This is a genomic window from Enterobacter cloacae complex sp. 2024EL-00711, assembly GCF_047529885.1.
In the GTDB taxonomy this organism is placed as follows: Bacteria; Pseudomonadota; Gammaproteobacteria; order Enterobacterales; family Enterobacteriaceae; genus Enterobacter; species Enterobacter ludwigii.
In genome coordinates this window covers 59113-79614 of sequence record NZ_JBLIZC010000007.1, presented here as the reverse complement: position 1 = coordinate 79614, position 20502 = coordinate 59113, and the positions used below count along the sequence as shown (strand labels likewise).

13 protein-coding genes are annotated in these 20502 nt (G+C 55.0%); 1 reads left to right on the top strand and 12 read right to left on the bottom strand.

The window, feature by feature from the left end:
• Positions 1–113 precede the first annotated feature (113 nt).
• The 12 genes from ACMVME_RS18545 to ACMVME_RS18490 form a co-directional block, all read right to left on the bottom strand.
• Complete coding sequence (locus tag ACMVME_RS18545; RefSeq protein ID WP_414743466.1) at positions 114–764, bottom strand: hypothetical protein; 651 nt, start codon at positions 762–764, stop codon at positions 114–116.
• Between the two features lie 35 nt (positions 765–799).
• A complete protein-coding gene (locus ACMVME_RS18540; protein ID WP_214598059.1) occupies positions 800–2023 on the bottom strand; it encodes a tyrosine-type recombinase/integrase in 1224 nt (407 codons plus the stop codon).
• Between the two features lie 225 nt (positions 2024–2248).
• Positions 2249–3721, bottom strand: coding sequence for a ribosome biogenesis GTPase Der (gene der, locus ACMVME_RS18535; protein ID WP_020883033.1), 1473 nt, complete (start codon positions 3719–3721; stop codon positions 2249–2251).
• 112 nt (positions 3722–3833) lie between these two features.
• Positions 3834–5012: an outer membrane protein assembly factor BamB gene (bamB, locus tag ACMVME_RS18530; protein ID WP_014171163.1), complete on the bottom strand. Its 1179-nt coding sequence runs from the start codon at positions 5010–5012 to the stop codon at positions 3834–3836.
• A 10-nt stretch (positions 5013–5022) separates the two neighbouring features.
• Positions 5023–5643 (bottom strand): YfgM family protein, encoded by a 621-nt coding sequence (locus tag ACMVME_RS18525; protein ID WP_020883032.1) that lies wholly within the window; start codon positions 5641–5643, stop codon positions 5023–5025.
• 13 nt (positions 5644–5656) lie between these two features.
• Entirely contained in the window at positions 5657–6931 is a 1275-nt protein-coding gene (gene hisS / locus ACMVME_RS18520; protein WP_020883031.1) for a histidine--tRNA ligase, read from the bottom strand.
• An 81-nt stretch (positions 6932–7012) separates the two neighbouring features.
• Positions 7013–8131 (bottom strand): flavodoxin-dependent (E)-4-hydroxy-3-methylbut-2-enyl-diphosphate synthase, encoded by a 1119-nt coding sequence (ispG, locus tag ACMVME_RS18515; RefSeq protein WP_414743465.1) that lies wholly within the window; start codon positions 8129–8131, stop codon positions 7013–7015.
• Between the two features lie 26 nt (positions 8132–8157).
• A complete protein-coding gene (rodZ, locus tag ACMVME_RS18510; RefSeq protein ID WP_014171167.1) occupies positions 8158–9174 on the bottom strand; it encodes a cytoskeleton protein RodZ in 1017 nt (338 codons plus the stop codon).
• A gap of 293 nt (positions 9175–9467) precedes the next feature.
• Positions 9468–10634 (bottom strand): bifunctional tRNA (adenosine(37)-C2)-methyltransferase TrmG/ribosomal RNA large subunit methyltransferase RlmN, encoded by a 1167-nt coding sequence (locus tag ACMVME_RS18505; protein WP_014171168.1) that lies wholly within the window; start codon positions 10632–10634, stop codon positions 9468–9470.
• Between the two features lie 169 nt (positions 10635–10803).
• Positions 10804–11235 carry a nucleoside-diphosphate kinase gene (gene ndk, locus ACMVME_RS18500; RefSeq protein ID WP_003860625.1) on the bottom strand — a complete coding sequence of 144 codons (432 nt, stop codon included), beginning with the start codon at positions 11233–11235 and terminating at the stop codon, positions 10804–10806.
• Between the two features lie 156 nt (positions 11236–11391).
• On the bottom strand, positions 11392–13716 hold the full coding sequence (gene pbpC / locus ACMVME_RS18495) for a peptidoglycan glycosyltransferase PbpC (protein ID WP_063156702.1): 2325 nt from the start codon (positions 13714–13716) through the stop codon (positions 11392–11394).
• Between the two features lies 1 nt (position 13717).
• Positions 13718–18670 (bottom strand): alpha-2-macroglobulin family protein, encoded by a 4953-nt coding sequence (locus ACMVME_RS18490; protein WP_068794870.1) that lies wholly within the window; start codon positions 18668–18670, stop codon positions 13718–13720.
• A gap of 285 nt (positions 18671–18955) precedes the next feature.
• On the opposite strand from ACMVME_RS18490, the gene ACMVME_RS18485 reads away from it, so the two are divergent.
• Positions 18956–20500 carry a PTS transporter subunit EIIC gene (locus ACMVME_RS18485; RefSeq protein WP_063214641.1) on the top strand — a complete coding sequence of 515 codons (1545 nt, stop codon included), beginning with the start codon at positions 18956–18958 and terminating at the stop codon, positions 20498–20500.
• Positions 20501–20502 lie beyond the last annotated feature (2 nt).

The following is a 20502-nucleotide window of genomic DNA, read 5'->3' as shown; positions in this document are numbered from 1 at the left end:
AGGTTTTTTGATGCAGAACAGCTAAGTAAAGCGGATAAATATTGAGTAATAAAAACCGATAAGATGCCCATTTTGTCTTCATACAAGTACGCAACGGGCACTCAAACTAAATTCTATTCTGCAGCATACATCGCTAATAGCGCCTGTTTTGCCTTTGCTGCAAAAGCTGCTCGGCTTATGCCTTTCGTTGATAAACCTTCAGATTCTACCAATTCCAATACGTCACTATAAATTGCACTTATATTGGGCTTTCCCGAGTTAAGATATGAGGATGCCCCGGACTTTTTAACTAAGAGATGAATGAGAACCCCCATCATCTTCATCGTTCCTTCGTGTTCATCTTGTTTACGGTGCTGGCCACGTCCACTTCTGTTTGTTTCTTTTATGTAATTAATAAGTTGCAGCCCACCTAAATTACGAGCCTTCTCTTCCCATCCTTTAGTGCCGCGCAAATCATCAATAGCTTCTTTAACTTTTTGAGCGATTACTTCGGGTGTACTTTCTTCAACGAACGGGAAAGCAGCTAAAAAAATGTCTAAGGCGTTACAAGCTTCATCTGTAGTTATTTTTTTATCCCTGTGAACTTTTAGCGCCCTCGCAATTGATTTGCGAGTAAGATCAACATAGTCAGAGTGCTCAGGTGGTACATCACTGAGACGCATTAGTGGATTCAAACCGGCGAGTGCCAATGCCATTTCCTGTGGCGTGATGGATACAGAAGCACATAACCTCTCAATTGGTGATTTCCTCAAGATGTCTTTCATGCTTTACTCCCTTTCACTTTAGATGTCATAACTCCTCAGTTATCCCCTCTTTCCAACGTCACCATTAATTCGGCCCAACACGATAATGCAGCTTTTCTCTCTTCGAAGTACTGGTGCCGGTTATAGATCCCTTCAACGCCGGGGATTTTATGGTTTAAGCAACGCTCGGCTATCAAAGGATCAATGCCTAAAGCCGCCATTTGAGTGCGCATAGTACGGCGCAAGTCATGAATACTGAACGGCTCGATTCCATGCATTTCCCTCAACACAGACGGCATGACCATATTGAGAGTTGCTCGGCTAATGTGAGTTCTGCTACTGGCTCTCCTGCCGGGTATAAACCAACGGCTGTTTCCAGCAAAAAGTCTTATTTCTTTTATCCACTCGATCACCGGTTGCGCCAATGGTATATCAATGTCATCGCCATTCTTTGCTCTTGAGCCGGGAAGATGCCAGACGCCCTTCTCAAGATCGAACTCAGTCCATTCAGCAGCACATAACTCCATTTTGCGCACACCCAGCGCCAAAATTAGTTTAAAAACTAGCTCATTTTCCCTGCTGATTCCTTGCCCACTACGCAGAGCTTTAAAGAACATTACTAGCTCATCACGACTCAATGCCCGCTTTCTTCCCCTCTCCTTTCCCCCAGCATCTTTTGAGCCGAATGATATAGCAGGATTAACATCAATCATGCCTCGAACGACCGCGAAGTCAAACAGGCGTTTGAGCATACGGAGAACGTCATTAGCGACTGTGGGCGACCCACGCTTAAGAACGTCTTGAAGAACACTATCAACGTGGCGTGGGCGAACTTCTTCGACCTTCATTTTTCCAATTAAGGCCACAATATTCTTTTGCAGGCTAGCGAGGAAAAGCTCTGGATGCTTGTACGTAGGCTCGATCTGACGAGAGTAATACTCCGCTGCAAGTTCAGAAACGTGGATAGCGTTCTTTTCAGCTTCAATTTTCGCTATCGCTTCAGCCTTGCGTTGTTGCTTCTCTGCAGCCACGTCATGCCCAAGAGCAACACGGGCTGCAAGTTCCTTAGCAATCTCCCTTGCTTTAGCAAGCGAGATAACAGAATAAGAACCAATCATTAAGGTCCGGGGCTTGCCGGCAAGTTTGTATCGAAAACGCCAAAATGGAGTTTTGTCTTCTTTGCGAAAGCGGAGATAAAGTCCTTCGCCATCGGACCTACCCTCGAATCGTTCGCCACTCTTGATCCACGCTCGGATCTGCATATCGGTAAGTTTTGGCATGCACGTATACCTAGCAATCTACTGGTACATCTAAAAGTGTACCCAAAAGCGTAAAGGTGTACCCAAAACGACATAACAGCATGCTGGGTACACCTCTGTGTACACCTCTGTGTACACCTAAAGGATGCACTTTCCTGTACTCTTATGATAGCCCCTAAAAACAAAAAAGCCCGAAATATTCGGGCTTTAGGATGCTTATGATAGCTAGCAATTCACGATGAAAGCTTATTTGCTTTTCTTAATGTGCTTAATCAAACGCTTACGCTTACGCATCTGGTTTGGCGTCAGGGTATTGCGCTTGTTGGCGAACGGGTTCTCCCCTTCCTTGAACTGGATGCGGATTGGCGTGCCCATGACGTCCAGTGATTTACGGAAGTAGTTCATCAGATAGCGCTTGTAGGAATCCGGCAGGTCTTTAACCTGGTTGCCGTGAATCACCACGATCGGTGGGTTATAACCACCGGCGTGAGCATATTTCAGCTTCACGCGACGACCACGCACCAGCGGCGGCTGATGGTCTTCTGCTGCCATGTTCATGATACGGGTCAGCATGGCGGTGCTCTGACGACGGGTGGAGCTGTCGTACGCTTCACGCACGGACTCAAACAGATTACCTACACCGCTGCCGTGTAACGCAGAGATAAAGTGCACGCGAGCAAAGTCGATAAAGCCCAGACGGAAGTCGAGCGTCTCTTTCACCTGCTCTCTCACCTCATTACTCAGGCCGTCCCATTTGTTGACCACGATAACGAGTGAGCGCCCACTATTCAGAATGAAGCCGAGCAGAGAAAGGTCCTGATCGGAGATACCTTCACGCGCATCGATGACCAGCATGACCACGTTGGCATCTTCAATCGCCTGCAGGGTTTTGATAACGGAGAATTTTTCCACCACATCGGTGATTTTCCCGCGCTTACGTACGCCTGCAGTATCAATGAGTACATACTCACGCTCATCGCGCTGCATCGGGATATAAATACTGTCGCGCGTGGTGCCCGGCATGTCGTAAACGACCACACGCTCTTCGCCGAGGATACGGTTAGTAAGTGTAGACTTACCTACGTTTGGACGGCCCACGATAGCCAGTTTGATCGGCAGATCCTGCGGGTTGAAGTCGTCTTCAGGCTCTTCCTCGCCCGCTTCGCCGTCTTCGAACTGCGCCCAATATTCGGCGTCTTCATCGATCTCTTCCGGCGGGTTAACTTCATCAACCCACGGCAGCAAAACGGTTTCCAGCAGGCTGGTCACGCCACGACCATGAGATGCCGCGATCGGGTAGATTTCGCCCAGACCTAAGGACCAGAAATCCGCAACCGCCTGGTCTGCATCAATACCGTCAGTTTTGTTCGCCACCAGGAAAGTGGGTTTTTCACGCGAGCGCAGATGTTTCGCAATAGCGGAGTCCGCCGGCATCAGGCCTGCGCGAGCGTCCACCATAAACAGAACCACGTCAGCTTCTTCAATCGCCAGCAGCGACTGTTCCGCCATGCGGGTTTCAACACCATCTTCTGTCCCGTCAATACCACCGGTATCAATACAGATGAACTCGCGTCCTTCTACTTCTGCACGACCGTACTTACGGTCACGCGTCAGCCCCGGGAAATCCGCAACCAGCGCATCACGGGTGCGTGTTAAACGGTTAAAAAGAGTGGATTTTCCAACGTTAGGGCGCCCGACAAGCGCGACCACAGGTACCATGTTTGAAGCCTCATAAAATTCAAATAAACGTCGCATTTGCGGCGTTTTTAAAAATGTCAAAACGGCTCCTGAGTGAACAGGAGCCGTTTAGTATACTACAACCGCTGGGTAATTAACGCGTGATCGCGTACAGCGTGCCGTCTTTTGCCTGAATCAACAGTTTGCCGTCAGCCACGACCGGTTCCGTCAGGAAACCTGAGCTGTCGACTTTTTGCTGAGCAACAAAACGACCGTTGTCCGGGTCAATCCAGTGCATATACCCTTCGCTATCACCCACCACCAGGCTACCGTTATACAGTGCTGGTGCGGTCAGCAGACGGTGCAGCAGATCGCTTTGCGTCCACAGCGTAACACCACCTTCGGTGCTGAGCGCCAGCAGACGGTCGTTCTGATCGACCATATAGATACGGTTGCCATCAACCACGAAATCATTTACCGAGCCCAGTTCACGTTTCCACATGACCTGGCCGCTGCGCAGATCCAGCGCGGTCAGGTTACCGTTATAGGCCAGTGCGTAAACCACACCGTCTACGATAACCGGGGTCGTGTCGACATCGCTCAGACGATCGATTTCCGTTGAGCCTGTCGCCTGAGAAATACGCTGCTGCCAGATCATCTGGCCTTGCTGCATCAATACCGCGCTTACACGACCGTTGTCACCGCCAACAATGGCAGCACCAAAGGCGGTAGCCGGCGCAGATTCACCGCGCAGGGACAAGGAAGGCATATCCAGGTTCACGGTCCATTTCACCAGACCATCGGCTTCGTTCAGCGCCTGCAGCTGGCCGTTGCTGGTGTGGATCAGTACCATGCCGTCGCTCACGACCGGACGAGACAGAGACTCACCGGCCACGGAGGTTTGCCATGCAACAGAACCATCGCTGGTGTTGAGAGCATAGACCTGGGCTTTTTCGCTACCCACGTACACATGCCCACCGGCAACGGTCAGACCGCCAGAAAGCAGTGCCGGTTTACGAGAGAACCAGCCATCTTTTTCCGCCAGGTTAACCGACCACACTTCTTTCCCGTCATCGGCGTTAACCGCCTTCACGGTACCTTTGCGGTCAGCCGCATAGATAACGCTGTCGGCAAAAGCCGGGTGCAGGTTGGAATAAAAATCACCAATACCATCGCCCACGGAGGTGCTCCACGCGGTGGACGGGGTAAACTGGTTTTCAACAGTCGGCAGTGGGGACATTTTCACAACGTCTTCTTCGCCACTGAACAGTGAACAGCCACTCAATAACGTAACAGAAAGCAGTCCTGGCAGAAGTAATTTACGCAATTGCATCGGGTCCCTCTCAGACGGACAAATTATTTATTTTCATCTGCATCATTTCGCTCAGCGCAGGTGAAGCTTTGCTCTCTACGCCAGCTTGCCACGCTTTACGCGCGCCCGCTTTGTCACCTTTGCTCAGCAGTGCTTCACCGCGCAGATCGGCAACAATGGCAGCAAAACCTTCGCCTTTGATGGTATCGAGCGTTTTCAGCGCATCGTCAGCTTTTTTCTGCTGAACCTGAATACGAGCCAGGCGCAGATTGATTACCGCTTTCAGATTTTCATCACTGGCGGCGGTTAGCCCTTGTGACAGCAGGCTAGCGGCTTTATCCAGCTCGTTCTTATCAACGTACTGCTGCGCCACTTCCAGTGCGGCCAGCGCACCGTAGGTGTTTTTGTTGTCAGCGGCAAATTTCTCTGCCGCCGTCAGCGTTTGCGGCTGATCGGCACGGATTGCGCTAACGGTATTTTCATACGACAGCGACGCGTCACGCGCGGAGTCCGCCTGATGACTGTTCCAGTAACGCCAGCCTACCAGCGCACCGACACCTAAAATAACCCCAACAACCAGCGCCTTGCCGTTTTCGACAAAGAAGCGTTTAATCGCGTCGACCTGATCGTGTTCGTTCTCGTAAATTTCCACGCAGTCCTTCTCCTTAGCCCAATAGAGTGCGCAAGTGCGCCGCAACGCCGTCCTGCGTTACCGTTGTCTGCTCACCAGAGCGCAGGTCTTTCACAACCACTTCGCCGTTAGCCACTTCGGACTCGCCCAGCACCAGTGCAATACTTGCGCCCCATTTATCGGCACGAGCAAACTGTTTTTTGAAGTTGCCGCCGCCATGGTTGGTCATCAGCTTCACGTCCGGCAGTGCATCACGCACACGTTCCGCAAGCTGCATTGCCGCAGGCTGCGTTTCCGCGCCTGAGGCTACCAGGTATATATCGACAACGGAATCTGCTTTAAATTCCGGATTAACTGCCTGAACCAGCAAAACAAGTCGCTCAAGGCCCATGGCGAAGCCAACGCCAGGGGCTGGACGACCACCAAGCTGCTCAACCAGACCGTCATAACGACCGCCGGCACACACGGTGCCCTGGGAACCGAGGCTGGATGTCACCCACTCGAACACGGTGCGGTTGTAGTAGTCCAGACCGCGCACCAGACGCTGGTTCACGGTATAAGCAATGCCCGCGGCTTCCAGCAGTTTGCACAGACCCGCAAAGTGCTCACGTGACGCTTCGTCCAGGTAGTCGCCCAATGCAGGTGCATCGTTCAACAGCGCCTGTACGTCAGGATTTTTGGAATCCAGCACACGCAGTGGGTTGCTGTACATACGACGTTTGCAGTCTTCGTCCAGCTTCTCTTTGTGCTGCTCCAGGAACGCAACCAGTGCGTCACGGTAGTTCGCACGTGCTTCCAGAGAACCGATGGAGTTCAGTTCCAGTGAGACATGCTCAGCAATGCCGAGCGCACGCCACCAGCGGGCAGTCAACATAATCAGTTCGGCGTCAATGTCCGGGCCCTGCAGGCCAAAGACTTCCACACCCAGTTGGTTGAACTGGCGATAACGACCTTTCTGTGGACGTTCGTGGCGGAACATCGGGCCGATATACCACAGGCGCTGCTCCTGATTGTACAGGAGACCATGTTCGATGCCGGCGCGTACGCAGCCCGCCGTACCTTCCGGACGCAGTGTCAGGCTGTCGCCGTTGCGGTCCTCAAAGGTGTACATCTCTTTTTCAACCACGTCGGTCACTTCGCCGATCGCGCGTTTGAATAACGGGGTCTGCTCTACAATCGGCAAACGGATTTCGCTGTAACCGTAGCTGCCGAGCACCTGTTTGAGTGTGCCTTCAATGCGCTGCCAGATGGCGGTTTCGCCAGGCAGATAATCGTTCATGCCGCGGATGGCTTGAATGTTTTTTGCCACGTTTATTCTCTTTCTATATACAAAAAAGAACCCAAAGAATGGGTTCAATCATACATGGGAAGCGCCACGCTTCCCATCACGTTATTTTTCAACCTGCTGAATGCTGATGCGCTGCGCTTCATCCATCATTGTTGCTTTGGCACGGATGCGGGCTTCAAGCTGGTCGATCATATCACTATTATCCAGACGATCTTTACGCACGCCATCTTCATAGAGACCACTTTTCTTGTTACCGCCGGTGACGCCGAGCGTTGACACCAGGGCTTCACCCGGACCGTTCACCACGCACCCGATGATGGAGACGTCCATCGGGGTGATGATATCTTCCAGACGTTGCTCAAGCGCATTCACCGTGCCAATCACGTCAAATTCCTGACGTGAACAGGTTGGACAGGCAATGAAGTTGATCCCACGTGCGCGGATACGCAGTGATTTGAGGATATCGAAACCGACTTTGATCTCTTCTACCGGATCGGCCGCCAGCGAAACGCGCAGGGTGTCACCGATCCCTTCCGAGAGCAGCAGCCCCAGACCGATCGCCGATTTAACGGAACCGCTACGAAGGCCACCGGCTTCCGTAATCCCGAGGTGCAAAGGCTGATCGATCTGTTTTGCCAGCAGGCGATAAGACTCTACTGCCAGGAACACATCTGAGGCTTTTACGCTGACTTTGAACTGATTGAAGTTCAGACGATCAAGATGATCAACGTGACGCATCGCGGATTCAAGCAGCGCCTGCGGCGTTGGCTCACCGTATTTTTCCTGCAGATCTTTTTCCAGGGAACCGGCGTTAACGCCGATACGGATAGGAATATTTTTATCGCGGGCGCAATCCACCACCATGCGGATACGCTCTTCGTTACCGATGTTGCCCGGGTTAATACGCAGGCAGTCGACGCCATATTCAGCAACTTTCAGCGCAATGCGGTAATCGAAGTGGATATCAGCAACCAGCGGAACGCTGACCTGCTGTTTGATCAGTTTGAACGCCTCAGCGGCATCCATTGTCGGCACGGAGACGCGAACAATGTCCGCGCCTACACGCTCTAACGCTTTGATCTGATTGACCGTCGCTTCCACGTCTGTGGTGCGCGTGTTGGTCATCGACTGGACGGCGATAGGAGCCCCATCGCCGATTGGCACATTACCAACGTAAATCCGTTTCGATTTTCTACGTTGAATCGGAGCCTGGTTATGCATGAAAAATCTCCCGCGTTGCCCGTCTGTTACTGTGCTGCTGATTGTTCGGCATTAACGGTAAGACGCGCAACCTGGTTAGTTCTGATAAAGCGGCTCAGGTCGACAGGTTTTCCTTGATACTGGATCTGTACTGCTGCCGGAGCGCCGATTTTAAGTTTATACGGTGCCTGGCCGGTTAGGTTTAACGTGCCATCTTTACGCTGCAGACCGCTGAACAGTTTTTTACCTGTTGCATCGGTCACTTCCAGCCAGCAGTCAGCTGAGAAGTTCATCACCAGCGCATTTGGGTCCGCCGCCGGCGCAGCCGTTCCGGCCGGATTGGTTGGCAGTGACGCAGCACCGTTGTCCGCAGGCTGAGTGGCCGCTGGCGCGTTGGTCGCGGTATCCACGTTTGCCTGAGAAGGGGCAACCACCGCGTTTGGATCCTGAGCCTGAGGCGCAGGGGTATTAGCCGTTGCGGCGGGTGCCTGCCCGGCATCGGTTGCAGGCGCATCGGTCGCGGCAGTCTGCGGCTCGCTGGAGGTGGCAGCACCTTCGGTATTCAGCGGCACGCTCTGAGCGTTGTCATTTCCGGACTGATTGAGCTCGGCGGAGGATTGATCGGCCATGGTGGTGATCTCTTCCTGCTGCGCCTTGTGGTTTTGCCACCACCATGCGCCCGTCAGGCCGATCACCACAAACAGCACCAGCCAGGTAAAGCTCATCAGCCAGCCATCACGTTTTTTACGACGTTTTCCCAGGGAGAAGGTCTGCATCGGCGCAACTTTTGCTGCGCGGACCGGTGCCTGCTTCTCCATCATTGGCAGTAATTCTTCTTCAGGGATATGCACCAGTTTTGCATAAGAGCGGATGTAACCACGCAGAAATGTTGAAGCCAGATCGGCCGGAGCCTTATCTTCTTCAATATCGCGAACCGTGGAAACCTTCAGACATAAGCGTTCTGCAACGGCTTGCTGGCTGAGTCCGAGTTGTTCACGGGCGTTGCGAAGACGAACGCCAGTGGAGAGTGCTTCATGTTGGTCGTGAGTGGCTTCAGTATTCATTCGCTACAACTACTGGTACGTGAAAAAAAAGGGTTCAGGTGCCGGTAAGTCACAATGCCACCCGCACCGCGAAAGTTCTGATCAGTTAACCTTGAACAGACAGTATAAGTCTGTCAGCCCGGAGATGACAGCACAGCCCTGCCCGTCAGGATAAACTGTTGTTACGTCGTTACATACTGCCCGAAAGTCGGATGAAACGCACCGTAATTATTGATCAGTCATCACGAATCTGACTGATTATTCAGTAAGATTATGCTTCACGGCGCAAATAATGCGCCGTGAGTGCATAAGAATCAAACAGCTTTGACCGCAATCGTCTCGCCCTGCATACGTTTACGCAGGGTACGTTTGGTACGGTCAATCACATCACCTGCCAGCTGTCCGCATGCAGCATCGATATCATCACCACGGGTTTTACGCACGATAGTGGTGAAACCATACTCCATCAGCACCTTGGAGAAACGGTCGATACGGCTGTTCGAGCTACGGCCATAAGGCGCACCCGGGAACGGGTTCCATGGAATCAGGTTGATTTTGCACGGCGTATCTTTCAGCAGTTCAGCCAGCTGATGCGCATGCTCGGTACCGTCGTTTACGTGATCGAGCATGACATACTCGATCGTCACGCGGCCCTGGTTCGCGTTGGATTTCTCCAGGTAGCGACGCACGGCGGCGAGGAAAGTTTCGATATTGTACTTTTTGTTGATGGGTACAATTTCGTCACGGATTTCGTCGTTCGGTGCATGCAGGGAGATCGCCAGCGCAACGTCAATCATGTCGCCCAGCTTGTCCAGTGCAGGCACTACGCCTGACGTCGACAGCGTTACGCGACGCTTGGACAGACCAAAGCCGAAGTCATCCAGCATGATTTCCATCGCCGGAACGACGTTGGTCAGGTTCAGCAGTGGCTCGCCCATGCCCATCATCACTACGTTGGTGATTGGACGGGTCCCGGTCACTTTCGCCGCACCGACGATTTTCGCCGCACGCCACACCTGGCCGATAATTTCAGACACGCGCAGGTTACGGTTGAATCCCTGTTGAGCGGTTGAGCAGAACTTGCACTCCAGCGCACAGCCTACCTGAGAGGAGACGCACAGCGTGGCGCGGTCTTCTTCCGGGATGTAGACGGTTTCAACGCGCTGATCGCCAACGGCAATCGCCCATTTGATGGTGCCATCGGCAGAGCGCTGCTCCTCCACCACTTCTGGTGCACGGATTTCAGCCACTTCTTTGAGCTTATTGCGCAGCACTTTGTTGATGTCAGTCATGTCATCAAAGTTGTCGCTGCAATAGTGGTACATCCATTTCATGACCTGATCGGCACGAAACGGCTTCTCGCCCATCTCTTTAAAGAACTCGCGCATCTGCTGACGGTTCAGATCCAGCAGGTTAATTTTTCCATTTTTATTTGGAACCGCAGGAATGGCGACTTCGGAGGTATTCACTAATTCAGACATAATTTTTTCCGGCCTCGTTGTTACACGTTATGGCCCATGGAGGGTTGAAAAGAAACGCCCCGGAAAGCAGTCTGCTCGTCCGGGGCGTTGCATTGTACAAAGTCTGGCGCAGGGATGCCACGTCTGCACTCGGCATTTACGAAAATAATGTGTAAACGAAACCGTTAAATTAACGGGTACGTGGACACACTTCGCCTTCAGCGAAGAAGAACGCGATTTCACGAGCGGCAGATTCAACAGAATCGGAACCGTGGGTGCCGTTCTCGGTGAAGCTGTCTGCATAGTCAGCGCGCAGGGTACCAGCCAGTGCGTTATCCGGGTTGGTCGCACCCAGCAGGTCACGGTGACGCTGTACTGCGTTTTCGCCTTCCAGTACGGATACAACGATCGGGCCAGAAGTCATGAACTCAACCAGACCGTCGAAGAATGGACGACCTTCGTGCTCAGCGTAGAAACCGCGAGCCTGCTCAACGGTCAGGTGCAGCATTTTGGTGCCAACGATTTTGAACCCTGCTGATTCAAAGCGAGCAAAGATGCTGCCAATAACGTTTTTTGCCACCGCGTTTGGTTTGATGATGGAAAAAGTACGTTCAATAGCCATGATAACCTCTGTAAATGTTCTGTTGTTTTTCATACCTGAGTATGGTGTGGCGCGGATTATAATGAGCAATAGCGCCATTGCCTATGGATTCAGGTAACATTTTTTTAAAATGAGACGAAGATTAGCAACAGCTCACAGCAGAAGAGACGTTTAACGCTACTGCAGCGTGAAATTCACCGTCGCCACCTGCCCCGCTTCATCCATCACCAGCACCTGATAATCGCCTGATTTATCAAGCTGCAAGGTGTAAACCCGGCTCTTCACCGCCAGCGGTTCGCCATTCAAAAACCACCAGCGTTCACCGCTATTGCCGGTGGCCTGTAGCGGTAACGAGACGCGGGATTCCCCCGGCAGACGCTTGATAACCGCGCCTTCACGCACGCCAGTCAACATCAGCGGTGCAGGTGAGTCCTGCGACAAGGGCGGACAGGTAGCCGATGGCGAAGGGATCCGTGCTGAGCGCCGCTCGGCTGCAGGCAGCCAGGGTTCCAGCGGCAGCGGCCAGACATCCAGAACTTTCTCGGTCGCATCCGGGCAGTCTGCCGCCACGCGTTTGCCCTCTTTATCCAGCCAGACCGGGAAACGGATCCCGCGAATACCTTCCTGTTCCGGTAAGAGCAATGTCGGCGGCTCGCTGCCGTCCAGCAGCCAGGTCGCCAGACGACGACGGCAATTTTCGCTCCCTTCCGGCAGCGACTGGCCGCCCGGCCAACAGATGACGCCGCGTCCCACACCGTCAGGACGCGGGTCGCGTGGCAGACGCGCCTGATCGAGCGTTGAACCAGACTGCAGAACATTATTTACCTGGTTAAGCAGAGGTACCGCGCTCGCAAACCCAAACTGACCCGCCACAGGCGTGCCGTCCGGTCGTCCGGTCCAGATCCCAATAACGTAACGGGCATTCAGCCCTACCGCCCATGCATCACGGTAGCCATAGCTGGTTCCCGTTTTCCATGCCAGAGGTACCACCTGCGGCAGCGCATTGTCCGGCAGCGGCTGCGCCTCATTGGCCAGAATACGGCGAATGATCCACGCCGAGCCCTGGGATAACAACGGCCGCTCTGACAAGGGATCGCCTGGCTGTAATCGCAGCCGGCCCGCTTTACCGTGTCGGGCGAACGCGCTGTAGGCCGCGGTGATATCGGCCAGCCGCGCCCCTGCCCCGCCCAGGATCAGCGATAAATTCGGCTGTGCGCCAGCAGGTAAAATCAGCGGCAAACCTGCATTACTCAACATCGCAGCAAAACGTTTTGGTCCGTATGCCTCGAGCACCTGCACGGCGGGCAGATTAAGGGAACGTACCAGCGCTTCACTCATACTCACCGGCCCATGAAACCCACTGTCGAAATTACCCGGGCGATAATCCCCCGTTTTTCTTGGAACATCCTGGAGCAGCGATGCCGGGTGGATCAAACCGTCGTCCAGCGCCATACCGTAGATAAAGGGCTTGAGCACCGATCCCGGCGATCGGATCGCATTCACCATATCCACATGGCTAAACCGGGTGTCATCGTTAATGTCGACCGATCCCACCCAGCCACGCACTTTCATATCCGTGTGATCGACGACGATCATTGCCAGCGAACTGCGAGCCGGCAGACGAGATTTCCAGTTCATCGCCAGTTCTTCAAGCTGCCGCTGCAGGGACGCATCCAGGGTAGTCACAATTTTAGTATCGCGACTTTTGCTCAGCATCATGCGCGAAAAGAGCGGTGCCAGCTGCGGCATTTGCCGGGGCGCCAGCCATACCGCTTCTTCACGGGACTCCTTAACCTGGCTTGCCGACCAGACGCCCTGCGTCACCATCCGGTCGAGCACTTTGTTGCGTGCCGCTTCTGCACGTTCCGGCCAGCGGTCAGGACGCAACCGGCTTGGCGCCTGCGGCAATACGGCGAGCAGCGCCGCTTCGGAATAGCTGAGCTGCGAAGGTGGTTTGCCGAGATAGGTCCAGCTTGCCGCACCAATCCCCTGCAGCGTACCGCCAAACGGGGCACGGTTAAGATAAAGCGTGAGGATGTCGCGCTTAGAGAGGTGCCACTCAAGCTGCATGGCTCGCCAGAGCTGACGAATTTTGCCACCAAAAGTGCGCGGATGCGGATCCAGCAGGCGCGCCACCTGCATGGTGAGCGTGCTGCCGCCTGAGACAACCCTCCCGGAGGTAAGATCCTGCCAGGCGGCGCGCAGCACAGAGAACGGATTCACGCCTGGATGGTCCCAGAACCAGCGATCTTCATACTGGATCAAGGCTTCAAGATAGCGGGGAGAAACCTCTTCGAGAGTGACCGGATAGCGCCAGATCCCTTCGCTGTCGGCAAAACGCCAGAGCGGTGTGCCCTTTTCGTCCACCACCACCCGTGCGGGGTTGACCTCTTTCAGAGGCAACGGCCACAGGCGATCAGCGGCCAGAATCAGCCCCCATAAAACGAGAAGCGCTCCCGCCAGCCACAGCCAGCGGGAGCGTATCAGACGTACAAGCCGCATATTACGGTACAACAATCAGCGGGCCACTGGCCGCACCTGTTGCCCGCCACTGCGGAACATACATGGACTCCACCATCGGGACCGGCACCTCATAGGTTCCCGGCGTCACGGCGCGCGCCAGATAAACCAGCGTGACCGGCTGCCCTTCGTTAACCGGCACCGCCGCCACAAAGCGATCGTCGCGGAATTCCATATGCTGAATATCCGCCTGCTGCATCTGACTGAGCAGGTTCTGCACTTCGCTGCCGCTGTCCTGCAGGCTGGCGCTGCTGCTCGCCAGGTTCTGGTTTTCCAGTTCCAGTCCCGCCGGGAGGAGATCGACAACCAGCGCATCCGGCACGTTCTGGCTGGCCTTCACTTCAAGCCATACCAGCACCAGATCGCCGCTCTTCAGTGACGTGAGCGACTTTGTGCTGCCGTCGGTTGCCAGAATATGGCGCTCAATCTGCAGCACGTTAGACGATGGCTGAGGTGCAGATGCCGGATAACCGGTGCTATCAAGGCGTACCCACAGCGGTGTGCTACCGGTATTGGCCACCTGCAGCGCGCCAAGCTGGTCGCCGTTCACGTTCTGTACCAGAGCTTTATCACCGCCTGATGCGGTATTCGCCAGAGACGTTTGCGCCTGCCATGCGCCGGATAAAGTTTGCAGCGAGCGTCCGGCCAGGAACAGGGCGTTACTCTCCTGGGTCGAGAGCCAGCGCTGGCTGAAAGCTTGTTCCGACAAGGCGTTCAGCAGCGTATTTTGCGCATCCGGCAGAAGCTTGTACTCCTCAAGCAGAGAGAGCATCAGCGCATTATCACGAAGCGCACTGCCATAATCGGCCATCCAGTTTTTGCTGTCGTTACGCGGCGTTTTGATGGCCAGACCCAGCGCCTGCTGGCTGCGCGGTGCGTCGCCCATCAATTTAAGCGCCATCCCCAGCTGCATCAGCGGCAGCCCGGAAGCGGCCTGTCCGTGACGTTCCCAGATTTCACGCAACGCACCAAGCGGGGCTTTTTGCTGACGAGCCAGCACCAGCGCGGCATAGGCCTGCACCGCAAATTTACTGGCCTGGGTATCATCGCTGTAGCGGATGGACATCATGCCCGGGACCTGCAGGTAACGCAGCAAGCGGCTGTTGGCGTTGTTAACCGCCTCAGCAGGCACGCTGTAGCCCTGCTCGCCTGCACGAACCAGGAAGTCAGTGACATAGGCGGTGAGCCAGTACTCCTCCGGACCGTTTTTATCCCAAAGCGCGAAACCTCCGTCATCACGCTGCATTTGCAGCAGACGGGAGATCCCGATATCAATGGCTGCACGGCGCTTGTCATCCGTATCCCCTTTGATGCCAAGCGCGTTCAACTGCGCCGCGTTGGTGTAGAGCGACGGGAACAGACCACTGGTGGTTTGCTCCAGACAGCCATACGGGTATGCCTGCAGCTCACGAATATAGCGCGCCAGATTCAGAGGCGGTTTCCCGCTCAGCAGCAATTGTCCCTGTAGCGTGGCCGGAGAGAAGCCATTAAGGTGCTGCGCCGGTGCACTCCACGACTCACCAGGATTCAGCATGGCACCGGTGTTAACGGTCTGCGCCGGGAATGCCGGACGAACGCCGATTTTCCAGCTCTTCTGTTGTGCAGCGAAAGTCTCGCCCGGCAGCTGCAGGCCGGTCACCTGAGCGGTCACTTCACCATCACCGTAGCCATCCAGCGCACGTACCGGTATAAACAGGGTGCTGCGCGCGCCCGGCGGTAACTTCACGGGCTGCGGCTGTGCGCCTTCAAGCGACAGCTTGCCGGTAGCGGTAAAGGCAACGTTCAGCGTTTGCGGCTGGTCCGTCAGGTTGGTCACATCCAGCGTCAGGCGTGAGGTATCGCCACTTGCCAGGAAACGCGGCGTGTTCAGTTCGGTAATGATTGGGGCGGCGACAATCACTTTACCCTCGCTGCTGCCGAAATCATCTTCCGTCCAGGCCTGCGCCATCAGACGCAGCTCGCCATTGAAGTCTCCAATGGGCAGCGTCACGGTCCCTTCACCGTTAGCATCGAGCTCGACCGGCTGCGCCTGCTGGGCAATGATAGTCACGTGGTTCACCGGTGGTTTACCGCCGCGCTTAAGCTCATCGCCGTCACCACCAAAGCGCAGTGCAGCCATGCGGCCCTGCCCTTCAATGACCTGACCGTAAATATCGTAGATATCCGCGCCGTAGCGCTTCTGACCGAAGAACGCTTCCCACGGATCCGGAGTAACGTAATCGGTGATGTTCAACACGCCGCTGTCCACTGCCGAGATCAGCACATTCACTTTCTGCGGAACGGCGCCTTCTTTGACGCTGGCCTTCACCTTCACGGACAGCGTCTGGTTTGGCCGCATTTTCTGCGGATTTTCCAGCGCGACATTCAGGCGGCGATTCTCATCGCCCATCGGCAGATGCAGTAACCCGACGGCACGTTTCGGCGTCGCTGATTTGGATTTATCGCCAGGGCGTACCACCAGCGTGCTGAGATAGAGATCGTGACGTTTCCAGGCCTTATCCACCGGGATTGAGAGATCGAGCCCGTTGGCCGGTACGTCGATCTCTTTCCACCACAGCGGCCCTTCGCTGGACTCGATCATCGCATAGCCTTTACCCGCCGCCGGAGCAGCGATATGCAGCTGGATGGTATCTCCCGGCTGATAGGAAGGCTTGTCCAGTTTCATGGTCACACGGTCAGGGCGAGCGGCACCGGTGCCGTCGCTATTATCCTGCCAGCTGTAGCCGGCCCAGAAGCGCACGCTGCTGACCATGTCGTCCGGCGCTTTGACCTCCAGACGGTACGAGCCCCACTCCACCGGGAAGGTCACTTTACCGGTTTCATCGGCCTTGAGGGTCAGCTCCTGCTCGCCCTCCACCAGGTCTTTCTGATCAAACTGTGACTGCCAGCCATCGCTCTCTGACCAGTTCCAGTAGTAGTCACGGCGCTCACGGATCAGGCGAACCTGTAACCCGGAAACCGCCTTTTTTGCCCCGCTGGCATCGGCATAGACGATATCAAAGCTGGCATTGCCGTTTTCATCCACGATCGGCTGGTTGACGGTAGTGTCAGTGCGGTAGTCGTAAACGGCCTTACTGGCAAACTGAGGACGGATACCCGGCAGATCGGCCGACGGCCAGATGGCCTGCTCAGCACGGCGCGTCACCGGGCGACCGCCCGATTCCAGAAGGCTGGCCTGCAGGATCAGCTGCAGCGGTGAATGCGCCTCTTTCCACTGGCTTTCGGTCGAGACCTGTCCGCGCCCCTGTTCATCAAGGGTTAGCTGAACTTCATCCAGGCTGCGGCTCAGGTTCTCTTCGGCGATATCACCGAACTGGAAGCCCGGTAGTGCAGCGACGGCTTCGCGCAGCGGTCGCAGGAAAAGCTGGCCTTGCAGGGAATTTCCGTTGGCAGGTGCGCCATACAGGTAATAACCCGCAATGTTAAAGTCGACGTTATCCTCGGTGGAAACCGGCGCTTTTTGTCCCGTCAGATTAAGCGCCATACGCTCCGGCATAAAATCTTCAACGTGGAAATCCCACAGGCGCTGTTGGTTATCGCCGGTATTGGCGCGGATATGCCACATACCGGTCTGCGCCCCGCCGTCCAGGGAATAATTGAAGCGATAGAGGCCGTTCTCAGGCTGGACGACAACCGTGCGTGCCACCTGTCCGTCCGGGCGCAGTACGTCGAGTTTAACCGGCTGGGCAGGAAGCGGTTTACCGTCGCTGTCGCGCAGCAAACCATTGAGGATCACCGTTTCGCCAGGGCGATAGAGATCGCGCGGGCCAAACATAAAGAATTGCTTGCTGTAGCCTGGGCTACCTGCGATATCAAACTCCGCCAGATCGAGGGCCGGAAGCTTGAGGTCAAGCAGCGTGGTCTGTCCGTCTTTGCTGGCCAGAATCAGCGCGGCTTCTTTGTCAGTCTCAAGTTTTGCGTGGCCGTCAGCATCGCTGTTCGCTTCGGCAAGCGTCTGCCCTTTATCATTCAACAGGGTGACGGTAACGCCGGATTGCGCCGCGCCATCTTCCAGGCTCTGGGTGAAAATATCCAGACGGTTATGATAACGGTGAGCGGACAACCCAATATCACTTAAGGTAAAGAGCGTCGCGGCATTGCTGTAGTTATAGTGCCCGGCCTGATTCATGACCGCGATGTACACGCCTGACTGCTGGAGCGGCTTAATATCCCGCAGCGGCAACAGCAGTTTTTCACGGGTGTTGCGTGCCGGATTGAGGTCAAACCGGCCGGTATACACCAGGTCCGCCATTTTGAGCAGATTATCGGACTCCCAGTTGGTCAGGGAGTTACGGTACTCCCACTGGCTGACAAAGGAGGCCAGGGATTCAGGCTTCACGCGGTAGAAATTCACGTCAACATTGTTGACGTTGAGCGCCATTACCGGCAGACCTTCCACCACCTTGCCCGGCAGCAGCGAGCCACGGCTGGCAAAACCGACCGTCGGTTCAACATCCCGGGTAGTCAGGGCTTTTTCGTAATCGATACCAAATGTCGCTTTGTTCAGCGCCTGCAGATCACGTTCAACGGTGACAACCAGATTGCGGTTGGGTTCCAGATGGCGCAGGCGTAGCTCTTTCAGGTTAGGTGCGAGTTCCCACGCCCCGTCAACCTTGCCGCTTTTTTTATCCACCACATGCACTGTTTTGGCGAAATCCTGATCGGGATTAAGCGGAACAGAGAAGGTCAGCACCAGCGTGGCCGCGCCATCAAGCTGCACCTCTGAAGTATCCAGCAGGGTGAGCGCTTTGCCCTGACTCTGTGCCGCCAGCGTTGCCAGCTTTTCAGCGTCCGGCTTTTCCGGTGCTTTCGGTGTCGTTGCTGTGGATGCTGCGGGAGCCGCAGCCTGAGAGTTATCGTCGCTGTTATCACAGCCGACAAGCGAAAATGTGGTAAGCAGCGCGAGAGAAATCGCGGCTAAGCGAAACGGTGTCATCCTTTGTCCCTGGCCCATGGAGCCTGTTGGTCGTCTTCCGGATAAGTATTATCCGCAAGTTTCATTAATACAAAAAGTCTAATTTTAGAATCTGGAAAGCACCTCGCAGAGCGACGACGCCTTTACTCAGGCACTGCTATGCCGATCACAGTCGCAAACGTCACATGTTACCTTTTACGTCATTTGTTTTTAAAACAAGAAGATAGCTGGATTACCTCGCCTTTAGCCTGCTAGCTTTAAGCTCAATACGCACCCCGAGTGCGCGGTTCACTAAGAGAGACAGTCATGAAACGAGCCGTGAACGCCCTACAAAATTTCGGAAAATCGTTGTACGGACCGGTACTTATCTTACCGATCGTCGGTCTGTTTATCGCATTCGGTAACGTCCTGGGGAACGGTAACCTCGCAGAGTATGTGCCGTTTCTCGGCCATCCGCTGATTCAGCATGTTGGTCAGCTTATCGCGAAATCGGCCGTGTCAGTACTGGTTAACCTGGCACTGGTGTTTGCCGTCGGGATACCGATTGGCCTGGCCACGCGTGATAAAGGCTATGCGGCCCTGATCGGCCTGGTGACCTTTGTTGTTTTCATTAACGCGATGAACGTTACGCTGCAGCTCCAGGGCGAACTGGCCCCCGCTGACCAGATGAAAGCCGCCGGGCAAAGTATGGTGCTGGGCGTGCAGGTGCTGGAGATGGGCGTTTTCGCCGGGATCCTGACCGGGGCGCTGTCCGGATACCTGTACAACAAATACTCCGGCGTACAGTTTAACGGCGCGATGGCCATCTATTCCGGCCACTGTTTCGTCGCCATCGTCATGCTTCCTGTCTCAATGCTGCTCGGCGTCGTGATGAGCGAACTGTGGCCATTTGCCCAGCATGGCATCAGCGCACTGGCGCTGGCGATCAAAGGTTCCGGGCCTGTTGGGGTGGCCATTTACGGCTTCCTGGAACGTATTCTGGTGCCGACCGGCCTGCATCATCTGGTCTATACCCCCTTCCTGTATACCGAACTTGGGGGGACGCAAGAGGTATGCGGCACGGTTTATCAGGGCGCACGCAATATCTATTTCGCCGAAATGGCTTGTCCGGAAGTGAAGCAGTTGAGCAGCACGGTAGTGTGGGACGCGCGCGGCATCAGCAAAATGTTTGGCCTGCCCGCGGCGGCGCTGGCGATGTACATGACCGCCAGGCCGGAGCGCAAAGCGGCAGCCAAAGCCATCCTGATCCCGGCAGCATTAACCTCTTTGCTGGTGGGCGTTACCGAGCCGATTGAGTTTTCGTTCCTGTTCGTCGCTCCACTGCTGTTTGTGGTACATGCGGTGCTGACCGGCATCGGCATGATGCTTTTCTCCCTGTTCGGTGTTCATGCCATCGGCGCTAACGGAATTATCGATTTTATTCTTTATAACCTGCCGCTCGGCACGGAGAAGTCCAACTGGCCGATGTACATCGTGGTCGGGCTCATCATGTTCGCGCTCTATTTTGTGGTGTTCCGCTTCCTGATCCTGCGCTTCAACATGAAGACGCCGGGACGCGAGGATGACGATCAGGAGACGCGCCTGTACAGCAAACAGGAGTATCAGGCGAAGGGGAACAATGACGGGCTGGGTGAATCCATCGTGGTGGGACTGGGAGGCCGGGAAAACATTGAGGTAGTGGATAACTGCTACACCCGCTTACGCGTCACGGTGAAGGATGTCTCCATCATCGACGAGCCGCGCCTGAAAGCGACCGGCGCGAAAGGGATTATCAAACAAGGTAACAACGTTCAGGTGGTCTACGGGCTGCATGTCAAAAAAATGCGAGAAGCCGTTGAGACGTTTCTCTGAGA

Coding starts and splice junctions, on each gene's coding strand:
- ACMVME_RS18545 (WP_414743466.1), bottom strand. CDS start 764: ATGAAAGACATCTTGAGGAAATCACCAATTGAGAGGTTATGTGCTTCT.
- ACMVME_RS18540 (WP_214598059.1), bottom strand. CDS start 2,023: ATGCCAAAACTTACCGATATGCAGATCCGAGCGTGGATCAAGAGTGGC.
- der (WP_020883033.1), bottom strand. CDS start 3,721: ATGGTACCTGTGGTCGCGCTTGTCGGGCGCCCTAACGTTGGAAAATCC.
- bamB (WP_014171163.1), bottom strand. CDS start 5,012: ATGCAATTGCGTAAATTACTTCTGCCAGGACTGCTTTCTGTTACGTTA.
- ispG (WP_414743465.1), bottom strand. CDS start 8,131: ATGCATAACCAGGCTCCGATTCAACGTAGAAAATCGAAACGGATTTAC.
- rodZ (WP_014171167.1), bottom strand. CDS start 9,174: ATGAATACTGAAGCCACTCACGACCAACATGAAGCACTCTCCACTGGC.
- ACMVME_RS18505 (WP_014171168.1), bottom strand. CDS start 10,634: ATGTCTGAATTAGTGAATACCTCCGAAGTCGCCATTCCTGCGGTTCCA.
- ndk (WP_003860625.1), bottom strand. CDS start 11,235: ATGGCTATTGAACGTACTTTTTCCATCATCAAACCAAACGCGGTGGCA.
- pbpC (WP_063156702.1), bottom strand. CDS start 13,716: ATGCGGCTTGTACGTCTGATACGCTCCCGCTGGCTGTGGCTGGCGGGA.
- ACMVME_RS18490 (WP_068794870.1), bottom strand. CDS start 18,670: ATGACACCGTTTCGCTTAGCCGCGATTTCTCTCGCGCTGCTTACCACA.
- ACMVME_RS18485 (WP_063214641.1), top strand. CDS start 18,956: ATGAAACGAGCCGTGAACGCCCTACAAAATTTCGGAAAATCGTTGTAC.